Annotated in this window: 22 protein-coding genes; 9 read left to right on the plus strand and 13 right to left on the minus strand. The window is 62.2% G+C overall.

The window, feature by feature from the left end; translation table 11 throughout:
• Positions 1-30 precede the first annotated feature (30 nt).
• Both yeiP and mtr read right to left on the minus strand, forming a co-directional pair.
• Positions 31-603, minus strand: a complete 573-nt coding sequence (gene yeiP / locus J9788_RS06800) for an elongation factor P-like protein YeiP (RefSeq protein ID WP_004935725.1) — start codon at positions 601-603, stop codon at positions 31-33.
• Positions 604-729: 126 nt separating this feature from the next.
• Positions 730-1,974 (minus strand): tryptophan permease, encoded by a 1,245-nt coding sequence (mtr, locus tag J9788_RS06805; RefSeq protein ID WP_182264140.1) that lies wholly within the window; start codon positions 1,972-1,974, stop codon positions 730-732.
• 271 nt (positions 1,975-2,245) lie between these two features.
• On the opposite strand from mtr, the gene J9788_RS06810 reads away from it, so the two are divergent.
• Positions 2,246-2,500: a YkgJ family cysteine cluster protein gene (locus J9788_RS06810; protein WP_019453627.1), complete on the plus strand. Its 255-nt coding sequence runs from the start codon at positions 2,246-2,248 to the stop codon at positions 2,498-2,500.
• Positions 2,501-2,785: 285 nt separating this feature from the next.
• Here J9788_RS06810 and torA read toward each other — a convergent pair whose 3' ends face one another.
• From torA to J9788_RS06825, 3 genes are all read right to left on the minus strand, one after another.
• A complete protein-coding gene (gene torA, locus J9788_RS06815; protein WP_182264141.1) occupies positions 2,786-5,260 on the minus strand; it encodes a trimethylamine-N-oxide reductase TorA in 2,475 nt (824 codons plus the stop codon).
• Positions 5,261-5,272: 12 nt separating this feature from the next.
• Positions 5,273-6,433, minus strand: a complete 1,161-nt coding sequence (locus J9788_RS06820; protein WP_182264142.1) for a NapC/NirT family cytochrome c — start codon at positions 6,431-6,433, stop codon at positions 5,273-5,275.
• Between the two features lie 232 nt (positions 6,434-6,665).
• On the minus strand, positions 6,666-7,088 hold the full coding sequence (locus tag J9788_RS06825; protein ID WP_033652539.1) for an NUDIX hydrolase: 423 nt from the start codon (positions 7,086-7,088) through the stop codon (positions 6,666-6,668).
• A 247-nt stretch (positions 7,089-7,335) separates the two neighbouring features.
• Between J9788_RS06825 and fruB the strand changes: the two genes are divergently transcribed.
• Genes fruB through fruA form a run of 3 tightly spaced genes read left to right on the plus strand, consistent with a single transcriptional unit; the run spans position 7,336 to position 11,104 of the window.
• Positions 7,336-8,469 (plus strand): fused PTS fructose transporter subunit IIA/HPr protein, encoded by a 1,134-nt coding sequence (gene fruB, locus J9788_RS06830; RefSeq protein WP_046896363.1) that lies wholly within the window; start codon positions 7,336-7,338, stop codon positions 8,467-8,469.
• A complete protein-coding gene (gene fruK / locus J9788_RS06835; RefSeq protein WP_015378523.1) occupies positions 8,466-9,407 on the plus strand; it encodes a 1-phosphofructokinase in 942 nt (313 codons plus the stop codon). Before fruB ends, fruK begins: the two co-directional genes overlap by 4 nt.
• A gap of 11 nt (positions 9,408-9,418) precedes the next feature.
• Positions 9,419-11,104, plus strand: coding sequence for a PTS fructose transporter subunit IIBC (gene fruA, locus J9788_RS06840; RefSeq protein WP_182264143.1), 1,686 nt, complete (start codon positions 9,419-9,421; stop codon positions 11,102-11,104).
• 61 nt (positions 11,105-11,165) lie between these two features.
• Here fruA and nfo read toward each other — a convergent pair whose 3' ends face one another.
• Together nfo and J9788_RS06850 are read right to left on the minus strand one after the other, a co-directional pair.
• Positions 11,166-12,005 carry a deoxyribonuclease IV gene (gene nfo, locus J9788_RS06845; RefSeq protein WP_046896365.1) on the minus strand — a complete coding sequence of 280 codons (840 nt, stop codon included), beginning with the start codon at positions 12,003-12,005 and terminating at the stop codon, positions 11,166-11,168.
• Positions 12,006-12,103: 98 nt separating this feature from the next.
• Complete coding sequence (locus J9788_RS06850) at positions 12,104-13,177, minus strand: YeiH family putative sulfate export transporter (protein ID WP_033652542.1); 1,074 nt, start codon at positions 13,175-13,177, stop codon at positions 12,104-12,106.
• A 194-nt stretch (positions 13,178-13,371) separates the two neighbouring features.
• Between J9788_RS06850 and J9788_RS06855 the strand changes: the two genes are divergently transcribed.
• The 3 genes from J9788_RS06855 (at position 13,372) to J9788_RS06865 (ending at position 16,233) form a co-directional block, all read left to right on the plus strand.
• Positions 13,372-13,569 carry a hypothetical protein gene (locus J9788_RS06855; protein WP_046896366.1) on the plus strand — a complete coding sequence of 66 codons (198 nt, stop codon included), beginning with the start codon at positions 13,372-13,374 and terminating at the stop codon, positions 13,567-13,569.
• 97 nt (positions 13,570-13,666) lie between these two features.
• Complete coding sequence (gene yieE, locus J9788_RS06860) at positions 13,667-14,533, plus strand: DNA-binding transcriptional regulator YeiE (RefSeq protein ID WP_021505917.1); 867 nt, start codon at positions 13,667-13,669, stop codon at positions 14,531-14,533.
• 221 nt (positions 14,534-14,754) lie between these two features.
• Entirely contained in the window at positions 14,755-16,233 is a 1,479-nt protein-coding gene (locus tag J9788_RS06865; RefSeq protein WP_033643798.1) for an amino acid permease, read from the plus strand.
• A gap of 45 nt (positions 16,234-16,278) precedes the next feature.
• Here J9788_RS06865 and J9788_RS06870 read toward each other — a convergent pair whose 3' ends face one another.
• Positions 16,279-17,379, minus strand: a complete 1,101-nt coding sequence (locus J9788_RS06870) for a GGDEF domain-containing protein (protein WP_046896367.1) — start codon at positions 17,377-17,379, stop codon at positions 16,279-16,281.
• Between the two features lie 369 nt (positions 17,380-17,748).
• Between J9788_RS06870 and J9788_RS06875 the strand changes: the two genes are divergently transcribed.
• On the plus strand, positions 17,749-18,831 hold the full coding sequence (locus tag J9788_RS06875) for an iron ABC transporter permease (RefSeq protein WP_033643796.1): 1,083 nt from the start codon (positions 17,749-17,751) through the stop codon (positions 18,829-18,831).
• Entirely contained in the window at positions 18,828-19,616 is a 789-nt protein-coding gene (locus J9788_RS06880) for an ABC transporter ATP-binding protein (protein ID WP_033643795.1), read from the plus strand. Before J9788_RS06875 ends, J9788_RS06880 begins: the two co-directional genes overlap by 4 nt.
• A gap of 33 nt (positions 19,617-19,649) precedes the next feature.
• Here the strand turns inward: J9788_RS06880 and J9788_RS06885 are convergent, their stop codons facing one another.
• The 5 genes from J9788_RS06885 to puuR form a co-directional block, all read right to left on the minus strand.
• Entirely contained in the window at positions 19,650-20,597 is a 948-nt protein-coding gene (locus tag J9788_RS06885; protein ID WP_182264144.1) for a siderophore ABC transporter substrate-binding protein, read from the minus strand.
• A gap of 55 nt (positions 20,598-20,652) precedes the next feature.
• Complete coding sequence (locus J9788_RS06890; protein ID WP_182264145.1) at positions 20,653-22,641, minus strand: ligand-gated channel protein; 1,989 nt, start codon at positions 22,639-22,641, stop codon at positions 20,653-20,655.
• A 244-nt stretch (positions 22,642-22,885) separates the two neighbouring features.
• Positions 22,886-23,881 carry an ABC transporter permease gene (locus tag J9788_RS06895; protein WP_042785047.1) on the minus strand — a complete coding sequence of 332 codons (996 nt, stop codon included), beginning with the start codon at positions 23,879-23,881 and terminating at the stop codon, positions 22,886-22,888.
• Positions 23,878-25,389: a sugar ABC transporter ATP-binding protein gene (locus tag J9788_RS06900; RefSeq protein ID WP_182264146.1), complete on the minus strand. Its 1,512-nt coding sequence runs from the start codon at positions 25,387-25,389 to the stop codon at positions 23,878-23,880. The genes J9788_RS06895 and J9788_RS06900 overlap by 4 nt, the downstream gene beginning before the upstream one ends.
• A gap of 154 nt (positions 25,390-25,543) precedes the next feature.
• Positions 25,544-26,101 carry an HTH-type transcriptional regulator PuuR gene (gene puuR, locus J9788_RS06905; protein ID WP_016927000.1) on the minus strand — a complete coding sequence of 186 codons (558 nt, stop codon included), beginning with the start codon at positions 26,099-26,101 and terminating at the stop codon, positions 25,544-25,546.
• Between the last annotated feature and the right edge of the window lie 125 nt (positions 26,102-26,226).

A 26,226-nucleotide genomic window follows, 5' to 3' on the forward strand; every position in this document is an offset into this window, starting at 1 on the left:
CGGGGCCGAGTATCGGCCCCGCTGACGCGACTAGTCGGCGCGGCTCATGTAGCGGCGTTCGGCGATATGAATGCGGATCTTGTCGCCGGCGCTGAGGTATTCCGGCACATGGATCACCAGACCGGTCGCCATGGTGGCCGGCTTGTTGCGGGCGCTGGCGGAAGCGCCTTTGATGCCCGGCGCGGTCTCGACGATTTCCATATCCACGGTCTGCGGCAGCTCCAGCGCCAGCACCTGGCCATCCAACGTCAGCACCTGCATGCCCGGCAGGCCGCCTTCCGGAATGAACAGCAGTTCGTCTTCGATCTGGTCTTTCTTGAAGATGTACGGCGTGTAATCTTCGTCATCCATAAACACGTATTCTTCGCCGTCGATATAGGAGAAGTTCACCTTGCGGCGCGACAGGGAAATGGTGTCCAGGATATCGTCGCCCTTGAAGCGTTCTTCCACTTTCAGGCCGGTGCGCACGTCGGAGAAGCGCATTTTGTACAGGGTGCTGGCGCCGCGGGCGCTCGGGCTCTGCACGTCGATATCTTTTACCAGCAGCAGCTTGCCGTTGTAGCTGATCGCCATGCCGCGTTTAATTTCGTTAGCTCTTGCCATTTCAATTCATCCGCAATGAAGAGTATTAGAGAAGTTGCGACAAGGTACTCGCGCCGCCGATTTCAGGCAAGAGCCCGGCGCAAAAACAGTGCGGGAAAGGGAGGGCGGCAGCCCTCCCGTCGGGGATTACCGGAAGACCGGCAGCAGGCCGAACAGCGACAGAATATGTGCGGCGGCGTTGATCAGTCCAAACAGGATGACGAACAGGATCACGGCATGGCCGCCCGGTGCGCGATAACCGGCCTGCGGGTAGCGGCGGCGGCTGGCGCGCGCCATCAGCGCCGGCACGATCACCGCCCAGATGGTGGCCGCCAGCCCGGCGAAGCCGATGGCGTACAGGAAGCCGTTCGGGAACAGCAGCGCGGCCAGGGTCGGCGGCACGAAGGTCACCAGCGCGGTCTTGCTGCGCCCGACGGCGTCGTCCTTGAACTTGCAGAAGTCCGCCAGATAATCGAACAGGCCCAGCGACACGCCGAGGAACGAGCTGGCCAGCGCCATATAGGAGAAGGCGTTCAGCAGTTGGCTGACGGTCTGGCTGCTGGAGACGTTGCCCATTTGCTTGAGCAGGCTGCCGATATTGCCGCCCTCGGCGATCACCTGCTTAAAGGCGTCGCGCGCGATATTGCCCTGAATCACATACTGCCACAGGATGTAGATAGCCAATGCCAACAGGGTGCCGTACACCAGGCTGCGCACCACGGAGCCGCTGTCCTTGTGGTAGTACTTCACCAGCCCGGGAATGTTGCCGTGGTAGCCGAACGAGGTCAGCAGGTAAGGCAACGCCGCCAGGGCGTAAGGCAGATAGCTGGCCTGGTCATCACCGGTGTTGAACAGCACCGCAGGCTGCACGTGGGTGAACATGTCGCCCACCGACATCACGAAGGTGATCACCATGCCGCCGATCAGAATGGTGCTCAGGCGGTCGACCGCGCGGGTGGAGAGCCAGACGATAAACGCCACGACCAGCGCGAACACCAGGCCGGCGGTGGTCTGGCCGACGCCGACGATGCCCTCCAGCGTGTGCGCGATGATCGAACCGCCCGCGGAAATATAGGCGTAGGTCAGGATATACAGCACGAACGCCACCGACAGACCGTTCACGGCGTTCCAGCCTTTGCCCAGCAGATCCTTGACCATGGTGTTGAAGCTGGCGCCGCTCGGATAGTGCAGCGTGGCTTCGAGGATCATCAGGCCGGAAAGCAACATGCAGGCCCAGGTATACACCAGCAGCGCGACGGAGCCGCTGAACCAGACACCGGAAGTGACGATCGGGATGGAAAACATGCCGGCGCCTACGGCGGTACCGGCAATGATCATCGCGCCGCCGAGAACGGAAGGGCGGGCTAGCTTCTCGATGGTGTCCGTAGACATGTGCGCTCCTGATGGAAGAGGTTCTTTTGTACTAGCTCAATGGTACATGGGTGCATGGCGCATGTAAAGCGTGGTAATTGCACGCTTCACGCGTTTTTGTCCTTGAATTGCGGCTTTTTGGGCGTTTATTCGCCAGGCGGCGAATCAGGCGGGGCAAGACGGTTGCGGGACGAGTGTAAAGATCGCCAAGGCGCAGGGATTCTGCTGGCGGCCGCCGCACGCGGCTGCTATTGTCGCGCTTCTTTTCCCCAGCCCACCAGGAGTAGCGCTGATGGACTGTCGCAGCGACTGCGGCGCCTGCTGTATCGCGCCGTCAATATCCAGCCCGATCCCCGGCATGCCGAACGGCAAGCCCGCCAATACCCGCTGCATTCATTTGGATGAACAGCTGCGCTGCGGCCTGTTTCATTCGCCGCTGCGGCCGAAGGTGTGCGGCAGCCTGCAGCCGAGCCGCGACATGTGCCACGATCACCGCGATCAGGCGCTGATCTATCTCGCCAGGCTGGAAGCGGACACCGCGCCCTAAGCGTCTTTCAACCGCCACAGACACAGCGTCGCGCCTGCCGCCATCGCCAGCGCGGCGTAAAACACCGCATGGTAGTTCCAGATTTCCGCTACCGCAGCCGACCCGGATGGTGTGGGGGAACGGCGTTGTGGCTGTCTCTCCAGGTGCCGTTCATGGCGGTCGCAGAGAACTAGCGGATATTTAAGGCCATTCCTTTTGCACGGCACGTACAGAGACTGGATAAAAAAATGCCGGTCAGGTTTAACTGACCGGCATTGCGCGTTGCGCCCTCTGTTTACCGCGGGATCAGGCGCCTTGCGGCACGGCGTGCGCGGTATTTTTCAGCGCCGGCCCCTGATACTTCTCGATCTGCAGCTGCGCCATCTGCCCGCAGTTGCCCTGCGCCAGGCTGGAGGAACCGATGTCGAAGGTCAGGCAGTTGACGTTGCCGTTCTTGCACAGCGAGCCGGGCTGCGCCGGATCGGCCGGATCGAACCAGGCGCCTTCGCTGATGCGCACCACGCCAGGCCGCACGTCTTCGCTGACCACCGCCCCCACCAGGATCTGGCCGCGATCGTTAAACGCCCGCACCAGATCGCCGCCGGTGATGCCGCGCGGCTGCGCGTCCTGCGGGTGGATCAGGATCGCTTCACGATCCGCCACCGCGTATTTCTTGCGCAGCGGCGTATTGTCGAGCTGGGAGTGCAGCCGGTTGGTCGGGTGCGCGGTATTGAGCGACAGCGGATACTTGGCCGCTTCCGGCCCGCGATACCACTCGTGCGGCGGCATCCAGGTCGGGATACCCGGGCAATCCTCATAATGCATTTTGGCGATGGCGTCGGAGTAGATTTCGATCTTGCCCGACGGCGTGCCCAGCGGGTTCAGCAGCGGGTTTTCGCGGTAATCGGCGAAGCGCACCCACTGCTTATTGGCCTCCGGCACCGGGAAACGCACGTAGTTATTGGATCGCCAGAACATGTCGAACGGCGGCAGCGCCACCCGCGCGGCGCGCGCCTGGTTTTTCATGTCGTCGTACATGCCTTTCAGCCACTGGGTTTCATCCTTGCCCTCGGTAAAGGCCTCCTGCACGCCCAGCTTGGCCGCCATCGCCGAGAAGATGTCGAAGTCGCTGCGCGACTCGTGCTGCGGCGGCACGCATTGATGCATTGGGAACACGTAGAGCTGCGAATAGTCGCCGCCCATTTCCAGATCGTTGCGCTCGTAGCTGGTGGTGGCCGGCAGGACGATATCGGCATGCTTGGCGGTGGCGGTCCAGTAAGGTTCGTTGACCACGATGGTGTCCGGCCGCTGCCAGGCTTTGACCAGGTTATTGGTGTCTTGATGCTGGTGGAAGGTGTTGCCGCCCGCCACATACACCATTTTCACCTCGGGGTAGGTGACCTTGGCGCCGTTGAAGTCGATGGTTTTGCCCGGATTGCTCAGGCATTCGGCGATGCGCGCCACCGGGATCGGCGCCGGTGAGTTCTTCGGCGCGTTGCCGGCGGAGATGCCGGCGATGATGCCGCCCTTGGCGGTCGGGCTGCCGCCGGACGAATAGTGGTAGCTGAAGCCGAAGCCGCCGCCCGGCAGGCCGATCTGGCCGAGCATCGCCGCCACCGTCACCAGCAGCCAGTGCTGCTGTTCGCCGTGATGCTGGCGCTGAATGCCCCAGCCGCCCATGATCATGGTGCGATGTTTCGCCATCTCGCGCGCCAGCGCGCGCAGCGTGTCGGCATCGACGCCGCTGATGTCGGCCGCCCATTCGGCGGTTTTCGCCACGCCGTCGTTCTCACCCAGCAGGTAGGCCTGGAACTTGTCGAAGCCGACGGTATAGGTTTTCAGGAAGTCCGGGTTATGCAGCTTCTCGGTCAGCAGCGTATGGGCGATGCCGATCAGCATGGCGCCGTCGGTGTAAGGGTGCGGGGCGATCCACTGCGCATTGACGAACTTGGCGCTGTCGTTGTGTACCGGATCGATGCTGATCACCCGGGTGCCTTTTTTCTTCAGCGCCTCGAAGCCGGTCTGGCCGACGTGATCCGGCACGTTCCAGCTGTTTTTCAGCGTGACCATCGGGTTGCAGCCCCACAGGATCACCAGCTCGCTGTTCTCGATCACGTTCGGCCAGGCGGTCTGCTGTTCGTAGACCTCCATCGAGCCGACCACGTGCGACATGATCACCTGTGCCGCGCCGGTGGAGTAGTCGCCGGCGTAGCCGAGGAAGCCGCCGGTCAGGTTCATCAGGCGCTGCAGCAGCGTGCGGCTGTTGTGCAGCATGCCGACGCTTTTCCAGCCGTAGGAACCGGCGTAGATCGATTGCGGGCCGTGATCTTTTTGCAGGCGGGTGATCTCATTGCACACCAGCTCGGTCGCTTTGTCCCAGCTGACGCGCACCCACTCGTCGCGGCCGCGCAGCTCGGTGCGGCTGCCGGGGCCGCCTTCCAGCCAGCTTTTGCGCACCATCGGGTATTTGATGCGGTTCTCGGCGTGCACCTGATAAGGCGCCATGGTGATCAGCTCATTGGGATACGGATCGTCCTGCACCGGCTGCACGCCGACCATCTTGCCGTCCTGCACGATGGCTTCAAACGCGCCCCAGTGGGCGCCGGTCAGGATGCCTTTCTGCGCCTGACGCAAGACGATGAACTGCGGCAGCGCTTCGCTGATGGCCTGCGCCAGCGCCGCTTTGGGCCATAATCCCGCCAGCAGCGGGGCGGCGGTCAGCGCGGCGGCGCCGGTCAGGAAGCGGCGGCGGCTCATGGTTAACGGTTTTTGGTTGCTCATTGCGCTTCTCCCTTAAAGCTTGGCCGGTGCGGCAGGTGGCATGTCGCTGGCGTGTTTTTGTACGTATTGTGTCAGCACGCGCAGCTGTTCCTGCGTCAGCGAGGTACGCGGCGCCATGCCTTTGATGACGCCGATCCATTGGTTGGCGTTGAAGCGATCGAGCGCGGTCAGCCCGTGGCAGCCGGTGCAGTTGGCCGACATCATGTCCGCGGCGTAGCGCCAGATTTTTTGCTGATCGTCGATCAGCTGCTTGCGCGGCAGCCACACCTGCAGAGAGACCTGATGCCAGACCAGGCCGGTTTCCGCATCGGTCTGGGTGGACGCGGTCTTCAGCTGTTTGCGCGCGTCTTCACCCAGCAGCACGCTGAGGATGCGCTTGCCCTGCGCGGCGTAGAACACTTCGCTGACCCCGTCTTGCTGCCAGCCGCTCACGGTGGCCAGCACCTTGTCGCCATCCTGTTTCACCACCTGCACTTCGGTGGACGGCATCAGGTTGCCGGCATTATGGCTGTCGTCTGCGTTGAGGAAGAACGGTTCGGTGGCGATGGTGTAGAGGGTGGTAGCGCCCGGTGCGGTCAGCGCTGCGGTCTTGGCCAGCTCGGCGGCGCCGGCCTGGGTTTCGCCGCTCATGTCCGGCAGGATGTGGGCCACGCCTTTATGGCAGTCGATGCAGGTTTCGCCCTGTTTGATCGCCACCGGGTGCTGCAGGCGCGCTTCGGGACGCTGGGCGGTGATGTCCATGGCGTCGTAGCTGTGGCAGGAGCGGCAGGTGGCCGAATCGTTCTCTTTCAGCGTTTTCCAGACCGACTGCGCCATCGCCAGCTTGTGCGCTTCATATTTTTCCGGCGTATCGATGGTGCCGACCATCTCGCCGTAGATGTCTTTTACCGCGCGGATCTTGGTCCACAGGTAATCGATCGGCTGGTGCGGCACGTGGCAGTCGGCGCACTCGGCGCGGATACCCTTGGTGTTTTGGAAGTGGACGCTGCCCTGATATTCGGCCAGCGGTTGTTGCATGGTGTGGCAGGAAACGCAGAAGGCGGTATCGCTGGTTTTATGGAAGACGGTGGCGGTCCCGGCCAACAGCGCCGCGCCGAGGATAATCCCCAGCAGCAAAAGCCATAGCCATCCCCACCGGCGCTTTTTTTCAAAGCCAGTCAGTTTTTTGCTCATGGTAAACCCGCTTATAATTATGAATTTAAAATAAAATCTTGCCAAAAGGCCGCCGACCGGAGGTCAGAATGCCACGTCGATTGCAGGGGTAATGATAGAAGAGGGTTAACCCCATGGGGTTATCCGTAGTCAAAAAAATGGCGTATATCGCAAAAAATAGCGTTATATTCTATTTTATATAGCGGTGGGGCTGTGAGGCAGGGAACGCGAACGCCGCGCGCTCGCGAAGGGCTCAGGCCGTTGGCAAGTAGGTTTGGCCGCTCAGCCACAGGCGGATCGCCGTGCGGCTGGCTTCGAAATGGGGTTCCGGCAGAGAGTCTGGCGCGCACCAGCGCCATTCGGCGCATTTTTCGGGTTCTTTCAGCTCGGCTTCGCCGCCGGGATGCGCCACCTGCAGACAGATGGACACCGTGTGTTTGCCTTCGGCGCGCCAGGTTTGCAGATTGTTGCTGACGCCAACGAAGCGCGGCGGATCGATGATCAACCCGGTTTCTTCGGCAATTTCGCGCTGGGCGCACTGCTCGAAGGTTTCACCGGCATCCAGATGCCCGCCGGGGATCGACCAAAAGGGCGCGTGGGAGCCGCAGCGTTTGCCCAGCAAAATCTCGCCTTGCGGGTTCACGATGATCACCCCGACGCCCGTCACTACATTCATGCTTTTCTCCGTCAGCAAAGTTTCAGCACAGTATGTCATTTTGCCCCGGCGCTGACCAATGCGCCGATGAAAGTGTGCGTAAGCTCAAAAATCTGCAATGGCGAAAGGGAGAAAGCTTGCTTTCATCTTGCGCTGCTTACACACTCCTTGAAACGTTTCAGCGTTATCCGACCGCTTGTGGGCAGCGGGTAACGCTCCTTTTTCTCAATGAAGCTGAAACGATTCAATTCAGCAGGAGAGGAGAATCATGTTCCAGTTGTCACCGCAAGACATTCATCTGGGCGCCGCTGCCGCCGATAAGCAGCAGGCCATCCGTCAGGTGGCCGCCGCGCTGACCGAAGCCGGCTGCGTTAGCGCCGGTTATGTGGACGGCATGCTGCAGCGCGAACTGCAGACGTCCACCTACCTGGGCAACGGCATCGCCATTCCGCACGGCACCACCGATACCCGCGATCTGGTGTTGAAAACCGGCGTGCAGGTGTTCCAGTTCCCGCAGGGCATCGCGTGGGGGGAGGGCCAGACCGCCTATGTGGCGATCGGCATCGCCGCCCGTTCCGACGAGCATTTGGCGCTGCTGCGTCAGCTCACCCACGTGCTGAGCGATGACAGCGTGGCGGAGCGGCTGGCGAAAACCACCTCCGCGGAAGAGCTGCGCAGCCTGTTGATGGGCGAACGGCAGAGCGCCGAATTCCAGTTCGACGTTTCGCTGATTGCGCTCGATGTCGCCGCCGACAGCCTGATGACGCTGCAGGCGCTGAACGCCGGCCGGCTGCAAAAAGTCGGGGCGGTCAACGCGCAGTTCGTCAGCGATGCCATCACCCGCAAGCCGCTGAATCTGGGGCAGGGCATTTGGCTGAGCGACAGCGTTGAAGGCAACCTGGCCAGCGCGGCCACCGTCAGCCGCCCGGCGCAGGCTTTTGTGGAAGACGGCGAGCCGGTGGCGCTGCTGCTGACGGTGTCGGTCGCCGACGCGCAGCCGCTGGCGGTGCTCAACTACCTCAGCGATCTGCTGCTGGCCAACAAAGCTGAACGCTTGCTGAAGGCGGATGCCACCGGCGTGCTGGCGCTGCTGACCAGCGACGTGGCGGAAGAGAGCAGCGTGCTGAGCGCCGAATTCGTGATCCGCAACGAGCACGGTCTGCACGCGCGGCCGGGCACGGCGCTGGTCAACGTGATCAAAAGTTTCAACAGTGACATCACCGTCACCAACCTGGACGGCAGCGGCAAGCCGGCCAACGGGCGCAGCCTGATGAAGGTGGTGGCGTTGGGCGTGAAGAAAGGGCATCACCTGCGCTTTACCGCCAATGGAGAAGATGCTGAAGCCGCGCTGAAGGCGATTGGCGAAGCGATTAATGAAGGACTGGGCGAGGGCGCAGCATGAGCAGAAGAGTAGCAACAATCACCCTGAACCCGGCGTACGATCTGGTGGGTTTCTGCCCGCAGATTGAACGCGGGGAAGTCAACCGGGTAAAAACCGCCGGCCTGCACGCCGCCGGTAAGGGCATCAACGTCGCCAAGGTGTTGAAAGATTTAGGCATCGACGTCACCGTCGGCGGCTTCCTGGGCAAAGATAATCAGGACGGTTTCCAGCTGCTGTTCAGCGATCTGGGGATCGCCAACCGCTTTCAGGTGGTGCCGGGGCGCACCCGCATCAACGTCAAGCTGACGGAAAAAGACGGCGAAGTGACCGATTTCAACTTCTCCGGCTTCGAAGTGACGCCGCAGGACTGGGATCGCTTCGTCAGCGACTCGCTGAGCTGGCTGGGCCAGTTTGACATGGTGGCGGTGAGCGGCAGCCTGCCGGCCGGCGTCGATCCCGACGCGTTCACCGACTGGATGACCCAACTGCGCGCCAAGTGCCCGTGCATCATTTTCGACAGCAGCCGCGAAGCGCTGGTCGCCGGGCTGAAGGCCTCGCCGTGGCTGGTCAAACCGAACCGCCGCGAGCTGGAAATCTGGGCCGGTCGACCGCTGCCGACGCTGGCGGACGTGGTCGAGGCCGCGCATGCGCTGCGCGAACAGGGCATCGCCCACGTGGTCATCTCCCTCGGCGCGGAAGGCGCGCTGTGGGTTAACGCATCCGGCGCCTGGATCGCCAAACCGCCGTCCTGTGAGGTGGTCAGCACCGTGGGCGCCGGCGATTCGATGGTCGGCGGCCTGATTTATGGCCTGCTGATGCGCGAATCCAGCGAACACACCCTGCGTCTGGCTACGGCGGTAGCGGCGCTGGCGGTCAGCCAGAGCAACGTCGGCGTGACCGATCGTCCCCAGTTGGCCGCGATGATGGCGCGCGTCGATCTGAAACCTTTCAATCAATAGCAGGAGGCAGAATGAAAACGCTGCTGATGGTAGACAGTTCGCAGGGACAGGCCCGTGGCCACCTGGCGAAACGCATGCTGGAGGCCGCCGCGGCCAAAGCCGGCCTGACGCTGGTCGAGTCGCTGCAGGACGCCGAACTGGTGGTGGTGGCGGGGCAGGCTGCGCCTGCTGACGCCGCACTGAACGGCAAATTGATCTATGTGGGCGAGGTAGAACAGGCGGTGCGTGAACCGGACGCGTTTCTGGCGCGCGCCCAGGCCGAAGCTGAAACCTATCAGGCGCCGCAGGCGACGGCTGCGGTGAAAGCCGATGGACAAAAACGCATCGTGGCGATCACCGCTTGCCCAACCGGCGTGGCGCACACCTTTATGGCGGCCGAAGCCATTGAAAGCGAAGCGAAGAAGCGCGGCTGGTGGGTGAAAGTGGAAACGCGCGGCTCCGTCGGCGCCGGCAACGCCATCACCCCGGAAGAAGTGGCGGCGGCGGATCTGGTGATCGTCGCGGCGGACATCGAAGTGGATCTGGACAAGTTTGCCGGTAAGCCGATGTATCGTACTTCCACCGGTCTGGCATTGAAGAAAACCGCGCAGGAACTGGATAAAGCGCTGGCCGAAGCCGAAGTATTCCAGCCACAGCAGCGCGGCGGCGCGGCGCCGACGGCGAAGAAGAAAGAGGGCAACGGCCCGTATCGCCACCTGCTGACCGGCGTGTCCTACATGCTGCCGATGGTGGTGGCGGGCGGTTTGTGCATCGCGCTGTCTTTCGTGTTCGGCATCAAGGCGTTTGAGGTCAAGGGCACCCTGGCGGCGGCGCTGATGCAGATCGGCGGCGGCTCCGCCTTCGCGCTGATGGTGCCGGTGTTGGCCGGTTTCATCGCCTTCTCCATCGCGGATCGTCCGGGCCTGACGCCGGGCCTGATCGGCGGCATGCTGGCGGTGAGCACCGGCGCCGGGTTCCTTGGCGGCATCATCGCCGGTTTCCTGGCAGGTTATGTCGCCAGGGCGATCAGCAGCAAGCTGCGCCTGCCGCAAAGTATGGAAGCGCTGAAGCCCATCTTGATCATTCCGCTGGTGGCCAGCCTGATCACCGGCCTCATCATGATTTACGTGGTTGGCACGCCGGTGGCGAAAATCATGGAAGGCCTGACCCATTGGCTGCAGTCTCTGGGCACCGCCAACGCCGTGCTGCTGGGGGCGATCCTGGGCGGCATGATGTGTACCGACATGGGTGGCCCGGTGAACAAAGCGGCCTACGCGTTCGGCGTGGCGCTGCTCAGCTCCTCGGTGTATGCGCCGATGGCGGCCATCATGGCGGCGGGCATGGTGCCACCGCTGGCGATGGGCCTGGCGACGCTGCTGGCGCGCCGCAAGTTCCCGAAATCCGAACAGGAAGGCGGCAAGGCGGCGTTGGTGCTGGGGCTGTGCTTCATCACCGAAGGGGCGATTCCGTTCGCCGCCCGCGATCCGATGCGCGTGTTGCCGTGCTGCATCGCCGGCGGGGCGCTGACCGGCGCGCTGTCGATGGCCTTCGGCGCCAAGCTGATGGCGCCGCACGGCGGCTTGTTCGTGCTGCTGATCCCGGGCGCGATTTCGCCGGTGCTGCTGTACCTGGTGGCGATCGCCGCCGGCACGCTGTTGGCCGGGGTGGCTTATGCCCTGCTGAAACGTGCTGAAGTACCGGCGGCCAGCGTGGCGTAACGGCGATCCAGCCATAAAAAAACCGGAGCCCAGGCTCCGGTTTTGTCGTTTGGGCGCCGCGTTACTGCTGCGCCTTCAGCCAGGCGATCTCTTCGGCCCAGATATCCGGATTTACCGTTTCCAGAATCAGCGGGATATTGTCGAAACGCGGATCGCGCATGATGTAGCTGAACACCGTTTTGCCGATGTTGCCTTCCCCCAGGCTGTGATGGCGGTCGACGCGGCTGTTGAACTCGCTCTTGGCGTCGTTCAGGTGCATGCCGCGCAGGTAGTTGAAACCGACGATGTCGCCCAACTGCTTGAAGGTGCGCTCGCACTCTTCTTCGGTGCGCAGATCGTAGCCGGCGGCGAAGGCGTGGCAGGTGTCGATGCAAACGCCGACGCGGCTTTTGTCTTCGACGCCGTCGATGATCGCCGCCAGGTGCTCGAATTTGAAGCCCAGATTGCTGCCCTGGCCGGCGGTGTTCTCGATCACGGCCGTCACGCCGGCGGTTTGATCCAGCGCGATGTTGATCGATTCGGCGATGCGCGCCAGGCACTTATCTTCGTCGATTTGCAGCAGGTGGCTGCCGGGGTGGAAGTTCAGCAGCGTCAGCCCCAGCTGTTCGCAGCGCTGCAGCTCGTCGATAAACGCCTCGCGCGATTTTTCCAACGCGTCGGCTACCGGGTGCCCCAGATTGATCAGGTAGCTGTCGTGCGGCAGGATTTGCCCCGGCCCGTAACCGTACTGGGCGCAGGCGCTCTTGAACTTATCGATCACGTCGGCGGCCAGTGGGGCGGCCTTCCATTGACGCTGATTTTTGGTGAACAGGGCGAACGCGGTCGCCTCCAATTCGTGCGCGCGGATAACCGCCTGATCCACGCCGCCTGACGCGCTGACATGTGCACCGACAAACTTCATCTTCATTCTCCTGTGTTATCGGTGACATTATGGCATTGATGGCGGGCGGATTGAATGGTGAAAAGCGGCGGCCCGCCGAAGCGGGGCGCCGAGGGAGATTACAGCAGGTGTTGCACCAGTTGGTTTATCGCGCCGCCGCCGACCAGCAGCCAGACGAACAGCAGCGTCGCCAGCAGAATCGGTTTCATCCCGGCCTGGCGCACGGCGCTGATGTGGGTGGTCAGCCCCAGCGCCGCCATCGCCATCGCCAGCATCCAGGTGTCGGCGGTGATCAGGTGCCGCACCAGCGTGGCCGGCAGCAGGTTGAAGGAGTTCAGCCCGGCGACGGCGATAAACAGTACGGCGAACCATGGAATGGTGATGGCGGATTTTTCCGCCTTGCCTGCGCTGCCGCGGCTGATGTAGCCCGACAGCAGCAGCAGGAACGGCGCCAGCATCATCACGCGGATCATCTTGGCGATCACCGCCGCATTTTCGGCGTCAGGCCCGATGGCGTGCCCGGCGGCGACCACCTGAGCCACTTCGTGGATGGTGGAGCCGGCGTAGATGCCGAAGGTTTCCTGGCTGAACGGCAGCCACTGGAAGTGTTCATTCAACTGATACAGCCACGGATAGGCGAAGATCGCCAGGGTGCCGAACACCACCACGGTCGAAACCGCCACCGCCACTTTGCTGGAGTCGGCCTTCAGCACCGGCTCGGTGGCCATCACCGCCGCCGCGCCGCAAATGCTGCTGCCGGCGCCGATCAGTATCGCGGTTTGGCTGTCGATGCCGAACACTTTCTTGCCGAGCCAGCAGGCCAGCAGGAAAGTGGTGATCAGGGTCAGCGCATCGATGATGATGCCGCTGGCGCCCACGTCGGCGATCTGCTGAAAGGTCAGCCGGAAGCCGTAAAGGATAATGCCCAGACGCAGCAGGCGCTGTTTGGCCAGCTGTACGCCGCTGTGACAAACGGTTTGCCAGCGGGGGTACAGCGTGTTGCCCACCAGAATGCCGAGCAGGATCGCCAGCGTTAGCGCCCCCAGCCCCAGCTCCGCCACCCAGGGAATGTCGCCGGCCCAGACGGCCAGCGCGGTGAGCGCGCCGGTCAGCGCCAGCCCCGGCACCAGCCGCGGCAGGCCGAACAGCGGGAAGCGTCGCTCGGGGTAAGTGTGAGTGGTATCAGTCGCCATATAAAGTCAGTCCTTCAGTCTGTTTCTTGCGGTCAAGAGTACGTTTGGGCTGAATAAAAGAGAAATTGATTATATATTTATAACCTATCTGAATAAGTGGTATGGGGTCAGCCATTGGCATAACGCCGCATTGCGGCTAGGGTGTGGAGGAGCGGCGAGCCCGCCGTCAATTTTCCAACTAACAGGAGCAGGCGATGGATACCGACGATCAACGCAGAGAGCAGGTAGATCAGGAAGTGGGCCGCGCGGTGCGGCGGTTGATTGAAGAAAACAAGGCGATCGACCGCGACCATCTCGCGACGATGCTGCAATTGATACTGCGGGACGAAACCGGCACGCCGCGAGAGCCGGTGCTGGCCGCGGCGGCGCAGCTGGTCGCGTTGGGCAAATAGCGCGCCGATCTGGCCGCAAACAGGGTAGCCTGGCCGGGCTGCCCATCACACCATGTTGGGTTCTCTGGCAGAACCTTCTTTCAATACCGGGACAGCTATGCATATCACGTTGCGTCAACTGGAAGTCTTTACCGAAGTGCTGAAAAGCGGTTCGACCACGCAGGCCTCGGTGGTGCTGGCGCTGTCGCAGTCGGCGGTCAGCGCGGCGCTGGCGGATCTGGAGGGGCAGCTGGGCGTGCAGCTGTTCGATCGCGTCGGCAAACGGCTGGTGATCAACGAGCACGGCCGGTTGCTGTATCCCAAGGCGCTGGCGCTGTTGGAACAGGCGGGGGAGATAGAGCAGCTGTTTCGCCATGATGGCGGGGCGTTGCGCATCGCCGCCAGCAGCACCATCGGCAACTACATGCTGCCGGAGATGATCGCCCGCTACCGCCGGGATTTTCCCGCCACGCCGCTGGAGTTGAACGTCGGCAACAGCCAGGACGTGATCGTGGCGGTGGCGGATTTTCGCGTCGATCTGGGGCTGATCGAAGGGCCTTGCCATATGCCGGAGCTGGTGACGCAGCCGTGGCTGGAGGACGAGCTGGTGGTGTTCGCCGCGCCGGATAACCCGCTGACCCGTCAACCGCCGACGCTGGAGGCGCTGGCCAATGCGCCGTGGATCTTGCGCGAGCGCGGTTCTGGCACCCGTGAGGTGTTGGACCATCTGCTGTTGGCGCATCTGCCGCACTTCCAGCTAGTGATGGAGCTGGGCAACTCGGAGGCGATCAAGCATGCGGTGCGGCACGGCATCGGCATCAGCTGCCTGTCGCGGCGGGTGGTGGCGGAACAGCTGGCCAGCGGCGCGCTGGTGGAACTGCCGGTGCCGTTGCCGCCGCTGCGCCGCACCCTGTACCTGATCCGCCATCGGCAAAAGCACGTCTCCAACGCGTTGCAACGTTTTCTCAGCTATTGCGTGCTGTAACCGGCGGCACGTCAAGCCCTCTGCTGCCGCGCAGGCCGGGAAAAGCATAAAAACCTGCGCGCGCTCACATTAATGAGAGTAAGTAAGGCTATAAGGGCCGCAGCTAATAATTGCCTCTGAATTATGAAGCTATCTTATATCGGTGCAATGTTGCTAGTTCACCGGCGGGTATTTGTTACAATCCGCCCTCATTTTTCGAAGAGCAGATAGATAGGGAACGAATGGCTCAGCAGGATATAAAAACATCGGGGCAGCAAGCACCCGGATTGCGCCGTGAATTGAAAGCTCGGCATTTGACCATGATCGCCATCGGCGGCTCCATCGGCACCGGCCTCTTCGTCGCCTCGGGCGCCACGGTTTCTCAGGCAGGCCCCGGCGGGGCGCTGCTGTCTTACGCTCTGATCGGTTTGATGGTGTACTTCCTGATGACCAGCCTGGGCGAACTGGCGGCCTTTATGCCGGTCTCCGGTTCATTCTCCACCTACGGCGCCAAATACGTAGAAGAAGGCTTCGGCTTCGCGCTGGGCTGGAACTACTGGTACAACTGGGCGGTGACCATCGCCGTTGACCTGGTGGCCTCGCAGTTGGTGATGAGTTACTGGTTCCCGGACACCCCGGGTTGGATCTGGAGCGCGCTGTTCCTCGGCCTGATGTTCCTGCTGAACTACATTTCGGTGAAAGGGTTCGGCGAGGCGGAATACTGGTTCGCGCTGATCAAGGTCAGCACCGTGATTATCTTCATCGCCGTCGGCGTGATGATGATCGTCGGCATTCTGAAGGGCGGCGAGCATGCCGGCTGGCAGAACTGGACGATAGGAGACGCGCCGTTTGCCGGTGGCTTCTCGGCGATGATCGGCGTGGCCATGATCGTCGGCTTCTCGTTCCAGGGCACCGAACTTATCGGCATCGCGGCCGGCGAATCGGAAAACCCGGGTAAAAACATCCCGCGCGCGGTGCGTCAGGTGTTTTGGCGTATCCTGCTGTTCTATATCTTCGCCATTCTGATCATCAGCCTGATCATTCCGTACACCGATCCGAGCCTGCTGCGCAACGACGTGAAAGACATCAGCGTCAGCCCGTTCACCCTGGTGTTCCAACATGCCGGTCTGCTGTCGGCGGCGGCGGTGATGAACGCGGTGATCCTGACGGCGGTGCTGTCGGCCGGTAACTCGGGCATGTATGCGTCGACCCGCATGCTGTACACCCTGGCTTCGGAAGGCAAGGCGCCGCGCATCTTCGCCAAGCTGTCGAAAGGCGGCGTGCCGCGCAACGCGCTGTACGCGACCTGCGTGGTGGCCGGCCTGTGCTTCCTGACGTCGATGTTCGGTAACCAGTCGGTTTACCTGTGGCTGCTGAACACCTCGGGCATGACCGGTTTCATCGCCTGGTTGGGCATCGCCATCAGCCACTACCGTTTCCGTCGCGGCTACATGCTGCAGGGGCGCGATCTGAACGATTTGCCGTACCGTTCCGGTTTCTTCCCGCTGGGGCCGATCTTCGCCTTCGTGCTGTGTCTGATCATCACCCTGGGGCAGAACTACCAGGCCTTCCTGCAAGACAAGATCGACTGGTACGGCGTGACCGCGACCTACATCGGTATTCCGCTGTTCCTGCTGATTTGGTTTGGTTACAAGCTGTCGCAAGGCACCCGTGTCGTAAAGTACAGCGAGATGGAATTCCCGAAGATGGACGTGAAGTAATTTTCGGTGAGTGACACGCGGCGGGGGCTCCCGCCGCGTTTTGTTTTACTTTTTCCCGCCTTTGGCTTCCGCCAGTGCCTGCTGCGCCGAGCTCATCAAACTCTCTACCGTCGCGTAATCCTGCGTCAGCGCCACAATGCCGGCGTTAAGCTGCATGTTCACCTCGCCGAACGCGCCAAAATCGTAGGGCGCCTCCAGCGGCGGCACAATGCGCGCCAGAAACTCGCTTTCCGCGCCGTAGGGCAGATCGTGCACCAGAATCAGAAACTGGCCGCCGGTATAGCGGCAGATATAGTCGCTGGGGCGGATCAGCGTCTTGAGGCGCTCGCCGACGGTGCGCAGCACGTCGTCGCCGATCTGGACGCCGTGGCTTTGGTAGAGCGCCGCCAGCGGGCCGAATTCAAGAATGAACAGGTGGGAGATCGGCTGCGTCGTTCCGGGACGGCAGATGCTGCGCATCACCGCCTCGCCGCCTGCGCGGTTGAGAAAGCCGGTCAGGCGATCGCGGTGCGACGCCTGCTGCTTCTCCCACGCCAGCGTGACATGCTGCACCAGCTGGCGGTGGTAGCGCGCGATCATACCGTGGGCCAGCACCAGCCACAGCGGCGCGAGGTCCGCCAGGACAAACAGGTTTTGCACGCGCGACAGCGGCGCCGCCAGCAGATAAGGCAGCGTCAGCGCGATCACCTCAAGCAGCGCGAAGCGCGGGGCGGCGGCGTGGCGCTGCATCAGCCAGCAGGCCAGGGTGGTGATCGTCAGGCCGGCGAACAGCATTAAGACGAAGCGGCCTGAGAGCATCGCCAGAGCGGCGCTGGCGCCGACCAGCAGCGCCCACAGTAGCACCGTCACCAGCATGGCGTTCGGCCAGGCCGGTTGACGCCGGCGCGCCAGCCAGGCTCGCCCGGCGGTCAACAACAGCAGCAGCAGCAGCAAACCGATGCCGAGCGGCCGCTGGACCAGCCAGGCGTACCCCGCCAGCAGCGCGGCCGGCCCTGCGGCATTCAGCCAGGGGGTGAGAGGAGAGGGCGTCAGCGTGAGACGCAGCTGGCGTTGAAACGGCTCGTCATCGGCGTGCAGCGGGCTGTATAACAGCCAGTTCAGCAGCGCCGGGCGTTTGGGCGTTACCGCCGGAGATGGACTTCTCATTACAGCCTCGTCAATCAATAAGGCCGCTCTTGCGGCGGCCTGAAGTTTTTTTGCACGCGCGGTGCTGTGATTTTGGATTCTATGTGGTTTTGCCGTTATTTGTCAGAGTCTGGTCGGATCAGGAAGAATTTTCAGAATAATTAACCTACTGGCCGTTGGCGGGGGAAAGCGTGGCGGTTTGAAAAATGGCGATAAAAAACAAATTATTACATTTCGACAACGCCGTTTTCACCTATTGATATGATTGATAAGTATTATCGTTTGTTTTATTGTTAACGGCTGTGCAGCAGGCTGCTGCCGCACACTTTTCGGTTCACGGCGGCCGCTTTCGCGCCGCTGTCATGATGGTTGCAACAGGTATCTTAACGAATGAGCGTATCCACCGATCCCATGACTGAAGCCAAGGGGCAACCCGACGCCGGCGTGATGGGGCGTTATCAGCATATTCTTCGCCATCGCCTGTTGATGATGGGCGTATTGGCATTGGCGATCCTGGGCTCGCTGCTGCTGGATTTCACCATGGGGCCGTCCGGCCTGTCGTTGTCGTCCTTATGGCAAACGCTGCTTGATCCCGCCGCGGCCGATGCCGGCACGCGGGTGATCGTCTGGGACATCCGCTTGCCCTATGCGCTGATGGCGGTGGTGGTGGGCTTTGCGCTCGGCCTGGCCGGGGCAGAAATGCAGACCATCCTGAATAACCCGCTGGCCAGCCCCTTCACCCTCGGAGTGTCTTCCGCCGCGGCCTTTGGCGCTGCGCTGGCGATCGTGCTCGGCATCGGCATTCCGGGCATTCCCGATCAGTGGTTCATCTCCGCCAACGCCTTTATCTTCGCGCTGTTCGCCGCGCTGATGCTGGACGGCATCACGCGCTGGACGCGGGTCGCCACCTCCGGCGTGGTGCTGTTCGGCATCGCGCTGGTGTTTACCTTCAACGCGCTGGTCTCGATGATGCAGTTCATCGCCAGCGAGGACACGCTGCAGGGGCTGGTGTTCTGGACCATGGGCAGCCTGGCGCGCGCCTCGTGGGACAAACTGGGCATTCTGTTCGGGGTGTTCGCCGTGCTGCTGCCGCTGTCGATGATGAGCTCGTGGAAACTGACCGCGCTGCGTCTGGGTGAAGACCGGGCGGTGAGCTTCGGCATCGACGTGCGTCGGCTGCGTTTGACCACGCTGCTGCGCATCAGCATGCTCTCGGCGCTGGCGGTGGCTTTCGTCGGGCCGATCGGCTTTATCGGTCTGGTGGCGCCGCACATCGCCCGCATGATTTTCGGCGAGGATCACCGTTTCTACCTGCCGGCCAGTGCGCTGATTGGCGCGCTGGTGCTGTCGATGGCCTCGGTGGCGTCGAAAAACCTGGTGCCTGGGGTAATCATCCCGGTGGGGATCGTGACGTCGCTGGTCGGGGTGCCGTTCTTCCTGAGCATTATTCTGCGCCACCGGGGGAACGTATGAGCCAGGGTTTACGGATAGAAAACTTCTCGGCGGGTTACCCGAAACGCCAGGTGATCGACAATCTGTCGGTGCCGATGCTGCCGCGCGGGCAAATCACCGTGTTGCTGGGGCCGAACGGCAGCGGCAAATCGACGCTGCTGCGCTCGCTGGCCGGGCTGAACCCGGCGCAGGGCAAGCTGTGGCTGGACGACGGCGATTTGATGCAGATGCCGTTCGCCCGTCGGGCGGAGAAAGTGGTGTACCTGCCGCAGTCGCTGCCCGCTGGAGTGCATCTGCACGTGCTGGAGTCGATCATCGTGGCGCAGCGCGCCTCGGGCGGCCGCAGCAACGCCGGCAGCGAAGCGGAAGTGATGGCTTTGCTGGAACAGCTGGGCATCGCCCACCTGGCGCTGAGTTATCTCGATCAGCTGTCCGGCGGCCAGAAACAGCTGGTGGGGTTGGCGCAGTCGCTGATCCGTCAGCCGTCGCTGCTGCTGCTGGATGAGCCGCTGAGCGCGCTCGATCTCAACTACCAGTTCCACGTGATGGATTTGGTGCGCCGCGAAACCCGCAAGCGCGATATCGTGACGGTGGTGGTGGTGCATGACATCAACATTGCGCTGCGTCACGGCGACCACGTGCTGATGCTGCAGGATGGCGATCTGATCGCCGACGGCGCGCCGGATCAGGTGATTACGCCGCAGAGCCTGGCGCGGGTCTATGGCGTGCGTGGGCGCATCGAGCGTTGCTCGCAGGGTACGCCGCAGGTGCTGATAGACGGTCTGGTGAACCAGCCGACGATATAATCCAGGAAAAAGCCCGGCATCGCCGGGCTTTTTTTATCGCGCAGCGCGGTTCAGTGCTTCGCTCACGCGTTCGACGACGTGCTGGGCGGTGACGATGCCGCCGGACAGATAGACCTCGGCCGCTGGCAGATAAACCACCTGGCCTTTTTTCACCGCCGTGGTTTTCTTCAGCGCGGTGCCGGTAAGGATTTTCTGCGGCGCCACCGCGTTCGGCCGACCGGTCGCAGCGTCTCTGTCGATGACGAACAGCCAGTCCGGGTTCAGTTTGGCGACCTGCTCAGGCGTCAGCTTATTGCCGCGCACGTCTTTGTCATCGGACTGCAGCGCGGACGAGAAGCCGAGGGCGTCATAGACGAAGCTGAAACGGCTCTTGGGGGCATAAGTGCTGATCTTGCCGCCGGAGAACAGCACCACCAGCCCGCGTCCGGCCTGGGCGGCCTGTGGTTTGACCGCCGCGATCTGCGCATCCAGCTTATCGATCGCCGCCTGCGCCTGTTGCTGCTTATCGAACAGCTCGCCCAACTGGCGGGTGCGCTGTTTCAGGCTGCCCAACTGATCCTGCTGATCGACGGACATGTTCAAGGTCGGCGCCAGCGCATTCAATTCGTCATAGGCTTTGGACGCCCGGCCGGCGATCAGGATCAGATCCGGTTTGGCGGCGCGCAGCACGGCCATATCCGGCTCGAACAGGGTGCCGGCATTGAGGTATTTCTCGTCCTGATAGCGCTTCAGGCTATCCGGCAAGTTCTTACGGTTGCCGGGCAGCGCCAGCGGCTCGACGCCCAGCAGCTGCAGCGTTTCCAGCGAGGCGTAATCCAGCACCACGATGCGCTGCGGGTGCTTCTTCACCTCGGTGCTGCCGTTCAGGTGCTGGACGTTGACGGTGGCCGAGGCCGCCGGCGCGTCGGTTTTGCTGTGGCAACCCGCCAGCGCCATCGCGGCCAGCAGGGCGATCATCAGGGGGGAGCGGCGTAATCTCATGGGGCTTCCTCTCGGTGATGGAATGAAAAGGGCGCGCAGCGCGCGCCCGGGGGCATCAGAAGTTGTAGGTCATGCCGACGGTGTAACGGCGGCCGTCCAGCGTGGTGCGGTAGTGATCGTAATCCACGGTCTTGTCGAGAATGTTGTAGACCCCGCCGGTCAGCTGCAGGTTTTTCGCCGCCTGGTAGCTCAGGCCCGCATCGACGAAGGTGTAGGACGGGGTGCTGGTCTCCATCGACGTGCGGCTCAGGTAGTCTGAGGTGCGGCTGCGGAAGTTAACGCGCGACCACAGGCTGAGGTCTTGCGTGGCCTGCCAGTCCAGCACGGTGTTGATCATGTGCTTAGGCATTTGGTTCAGCGCCTTGCCCTGGAACTCGCCGCTCTTCTGCTCGGAAGCGGTGTAGGTGTAGTTGGCGTTCCACTTCCAGTCTTTATTGATCTGCCAGCCGAAGGTGGCCTCTACGCCGCGCATATTGGCTTTGTCGACGTTGACGCGATCGCTGATAAAGTCGTAGACGTCATTGCCGATCTTACAGTCCGGCGTGTCTTCGCAGCGGCGCACTTCGGTGATCTTGTTCTTGAAGTCGGTGTTGAAGACCGTCACCCCGGCATTGACGCCTTTCAGGCTATCCCACATCAGGCCGATCTCTTCGCTCAGGCTCTTCTCCGGCTGCAGATCCGGGTTGCCGACGATGATGCCGTTACGCACGCCGCCACCCGTCGCCTGGCCCCAGCTGGCGGAGGATTGGCGCAGATCCGGCGAACGATAGCCGGCGGAGACGCCGCCTTTCATCGTCCACTGTTCGGTCAGGTGCCAGACGCCGTACATGCGCGGCGACCAGTGGCTGCCGAAGTTCTGATCGCGATCCATACGGATGCCGCTGGTCAGACTGAAGTCGTTGGTCAGCGCCCATTCGTCCTCGGCGAACAGCGCCCAGCTCCAGCGCGTCAGTTGATTGACGTCTTGCGCCGAGCTTAGCTGGTTGCCACTGTCGCCCAGTTTCTCATAGCGGTATTGGCCGCCGAGGTTCAGCATGTGGGCCCCCAGTTCGAACTGGTTCTGGGTGTTGAAGATGGTGTTGTACATTTTCATCTTGCGGCCCGGGTTGTTGGTCTCTTCGCGCTGAACGTAGCTGGTGGAGTTGCCGAAGTCGTAATAACCGTTGTGGGTCAGCGAGTAGTTGGTGCGGGTGTAGAGATTTTCGCTGCGTGAGGACGGTTTGCACTTGCCTTTGCTGCAGCGCTCCGCCACCACCGATTTGCCCGGCGTGCTGTTGCGATCCTGCAGCGAGCGGCCGATTTCAAAGTCGAATTCGTTTTTCTCGTCCGGGGTCAGGGTGAACACCGCGGTGCCGCTGCGCATGCGCTGTTCGTTGTAACCGTTGACGATTTTATCTTCCGCGCGGCGCGACAGCAGGCCGTTGACCCGCACGCCGAGCAGGCCTTCAATCAGCGGACCAGACGCGTAGGCGTTGGTCTGGAACAGATCGCCAGAATCGCGGTTTTCCTGAAGGGTGGCGTCGCCGTGCAGCGAGCCTTTCCACTCGGTGCGGGAGGTCTTGCGGGTGATGACGTTGATCACGCCGCCCATGGCGTCGGAACCGTACAGCGAAGACATCGGCCCGCGCACCACTTCGATACGTTCGATGGCTTCCATCGGCGGCAGCCAGCCCTGTTCGATGCCGGCGTTATCGCTGTTCGGCCGGGTGCCGCGGGTATCGACGCGCTTGCCGTCCACCAGAATCAGCGTGTACTTGGAGGACATGCCGCGAATGCTGATATCGCTGCTGCTGGCGCCGCCGGTGACGACCACGCCCGGCACGTCTTTCAGCGCATCGGTCACATCGCGATAGGCTTTATCTTCAATTTGCTGGCGCGGGATCACCGAGATGGAGGCGGCGGAGTCCTGAATTTTTTGCTGAAAGCCGGAGGCGGTGACGACCATGGTGTCTTGGGCGTCAGTCTGCGGTGCGGCCAGCGCGGCGGTGGCGCTGAGGGAGGCGATCACCAGAGCGGCGAGCTTGCTGTAACGTGGCGTTTCCATGAGGCAAACCTTTCCTGGATTGATGTGAAAGTAATTAACCAATTGAATTTCTGATGAAATTATTCATCGTTCGCTGAGAAATCCGGTGCTTCGTCAGCGTTGCGTGAGGGTATTGTAAGGATTTTTTACTTAATGTAAACGCTAATGATAATTCATATCATTTGTATGCTTGTTATTCTTGCTGGAAAGAGTAACCGGATGAATTAAAGGGAAAACCGGCGCAGCGGATGTGCGCCGGGGAGGATCAGCGTTTCTGGATGTAAGTGATGGCCAGCGCCAGCGCCAGCACCAGGCCTTTGATAATGTCCATGGCGTAGTAGGGCACTGACAGCATCACCAGGCCGTTTTGCAGCACGCCGAGGATCACCGCGCCGATCAGGGTGCCGAGCGCATTGGGTTTGCCGGAGCCGGCCAGCGAGAAACCGATATAGGCCGCCGCCACCGCATCCATCAGATAGCCGCCGCCGGCGTTGACCTGCGAAGAGCCGATACGTGACGCCAGCAGGATGCCGCCAAGCGCCGCCAGCCAAGAGGAAATGACGTAAGCGGCAACCCTGTAACGCACGGTGCGAATGCCCGACAGGCGCGCCGCCTCGGGGTTACCGCCGATGGCGTACATGCGGCGGCCGTGCTTGGTCAACGACAGGAACAGCTGTACCGCCACGGTGACCGCCAGCATGATCAGCACGATCACCGGCACCTGGCCGAGGGCGGAAAACACTTCCGGGATCAGGCCTTCCGCCATGTCGCCATTCGGCAGCACCATGTTTTGGGTGATGGAGCCGCCGTAGCTGTAGGTCATCGCCACGCCCTGGATCACGAACAGGCTGGCCAGCGTCGCCAGCATATCGGGGATTTTGAGCACCACGATCAGCAGGGCGTTGAACAGGCCGACCAGCGTGCACAGCAACAGCGTCACCACGATGGCGCCGGCGGTGCCGAACCCGTGCCAGACGAACAGGGAAATCACCAGCGCGTTGGCCAGCGAGGCGGTCGAGCCGACCGACAGATCGAAACCGCCGACCGACAGCGAGATAGAGACGCCGATGGCGATCACCGTCACGATGGCGATCGAGCGCAGGATATTGATGATGTTGTTGGCATCGAGAAAGTTGTCCGACGCCAGGCCAAACAGGGCGACCAGCGCCGCGACGGTCAGCAGCATGCCCCACTTGTAGAGGAAATCAAACAGCTGTTGGCGCCAGGGCAGCGCAGGCCGCAAGGCAAATTCTTTACTCACGCAGGGGTTCCTCCGGTGGAATAGAGCAATAAGGTTTCTTCGTCGGTATCGGCGGCGTTCAGCTCCGCCACGATGCGGCCATCCCACAGCACGCAGATGCGATCGCACAGGCCAATCAGCTCGGCGAACTCGCCGGAGGCGTAAATCACGCCTTTGCCGGCGCGGGCCAGGCCGTCGATCAGGCTGAACAGCTCCTGTTTGGCCTTGATGTCCACGCCCTTGGTCGGCTCATCGAAGATCAGCACGTCGGCGTCGCCGCGCAGCCACTTGCCGATCGCCACTTTTTGCTGATTGCCGCCGGACAGGCGCGCCAGCCGCTGTTGTGGGCCGGAGGCGCGAATGTTCAGACGCTGCATGATCTCGCGCGCCCAGCGCAGCTCTTGTCGCCGGCTGAACAGGCTCCAGCGCGAGAAGCTGTCGTCGGCGCTGACGCTCAGGTTCATCGGGATCGCCTCATCGATAAAAATGCCTTCTTTGCGGCGCTCTTCCGGCACCAGCGCTAATCCCTGTTCGACCGACAGATGCGGCGCGCGCGGCGCCCAGGGCTGCCCGCGCAGTTCGCCGCGTTCCAGCTGCGCGGCGCCAGCGCCGAACAATGCCTTGCACAGCTCGCTTTTCCCCGCACCGGCCAGCCCGGCGATGCCGAGGATCTCGCCTTCATGCAGCCGCAGCGAAACGTCGCGCAGCTTATGGCGATCGCGCAAGCCCTCCACCTGCAGCAGCGTATGCCCAGCGTGCGGTGGGCGCGGCGGCGGGAAAATGTCGTCCAGCCGGTGGCCGAGCATTTTCTCGACGATCTGTTCGCCGCCGAGGCCGCGCATGGCGTCTTCGCTGACGCGGCGGCCGTCGCGCAGCACCGTTAGCCGATCGCAAATGTCGCTCAGTTCGTGGATGCGGTGAGAAATGAACACGATGCCGATGCCTTCGGATTGCAGGCGGCGCACCACGTTGAACAGGCGCTCGCTCTCGGCGCGATCGAGCGGCGCGGTCGGTTCATCGAGCACCAGAAAACGGCAGCGGTGCGACAGCGCGCGCGCCAGCAGCACCTGCTGTTTTTCCGCCAGCGTGCAGTCCGACAGGCGTCTGCGCGGATTGAGCGGCAGCGCCCATTGCTGCAGCAGCTGTGCGGCGCGGCGGTGCAGCTCCGCCCAGTTCAGCCAGTGGCCCGGTTCGTTCAGCCAGTCCAGCATGATGTTTTCCGCCACCGACAGCGTGGGGATCAGCGCGACATCGACTTCTTGCTGCACCACGTGGATGCCGTGGCGGCGCGCCTGCAGCGGGGAATGAATTTCCACCGCCCGGCCGTCGATCAGGATCTCGCCGCGGTAGTGATCGTGGGCGCCGGAGAGGATCGCCATCAGCGTCGACTTGCCCGCGCCGTTGGCGCCGACCAGCGCGTGGATTGAGCCGCCGTGCAGCGTGAAGTCCACGTCCTGCAGCGCGTTGAAGCCGGCGAAGGCGATCGAGATATTGCGCATCTCGAGGCGCGAAGGTGTTGCGGTTGACATTGCGTAGTAAGGCCGTTTAGATGTTTAGATGGCTGTTTTGCTCTGTTGTAACACAGATTGCGCCGTTGGCAACCAACAAAATGGCATAACGACGATGAAAGCGTGGGCGGGCAGGGGCGCAACCCGCGTCAGGCTGCGCCGGAGCGATAAACGGTCAGAAGGTGGTGGGGGTGTGTGCGCTGACGATGCGGCAGATGCGCGCCGAGGTATTGCTGAAGCTGTGCGGAATGCCGGTGTTGATGGCGTAGCTCTGACCGGCGGTCAGGCAGTAACTCTGGCCGTTGATGGTCAGCACGATCTCGCCCTCCAGCAGGGTGCCTATCTCTTCGCCCTGATGCTTGATCTTTTCGCCGGTAGTGGTGCCGGGCTGGTAGGTTTCCAGCATCATCGCCAGGTTGCGCGTCGGGCTGCCGTTGTGCACCAGCTTCATCGATACTCCCTGGCTGCCGATCTCAATCAGATCCTCGGCGTCGATCACCACGCGCGGCTCGTCGACGGCCTCCGGTTCGGCAAAGAATTCCGACAGCGACAGGCCATACACCTTAAGCAATTTTTGCAGCGTGCTGATGGCCGGGCTGACTTTGTCCTGTTCGATGGTGCTGATCGCACTGTGGGTTAACCCGGACAGTTCGGCGACCCGGCGCTGCGACAAACCCAATTGCTGGCGGATCTGCGACAGGCGTTTGCCCGGTGCCAAGCTGGCTTCGCTCATAGCGGTACTTCCTTCTGGTAAGGGCGACAGGCAGAAATGACGATCGGTATCGGGCGCCTGCCTGGTCGATAACGATGCTGCATGATATCGGTAGTTAGGGTAGGTTTGGAAAATATATTGCCCAT

It is taken from the genome of Serratia sp. X10, assembly GCF_017811775.1.
GTDB lineage: Bacteria > Pseudomonadota > Gammaproteobacteria > Enterobacterales > Enterobacteriaceae > Serratia > Serratia ureilytica.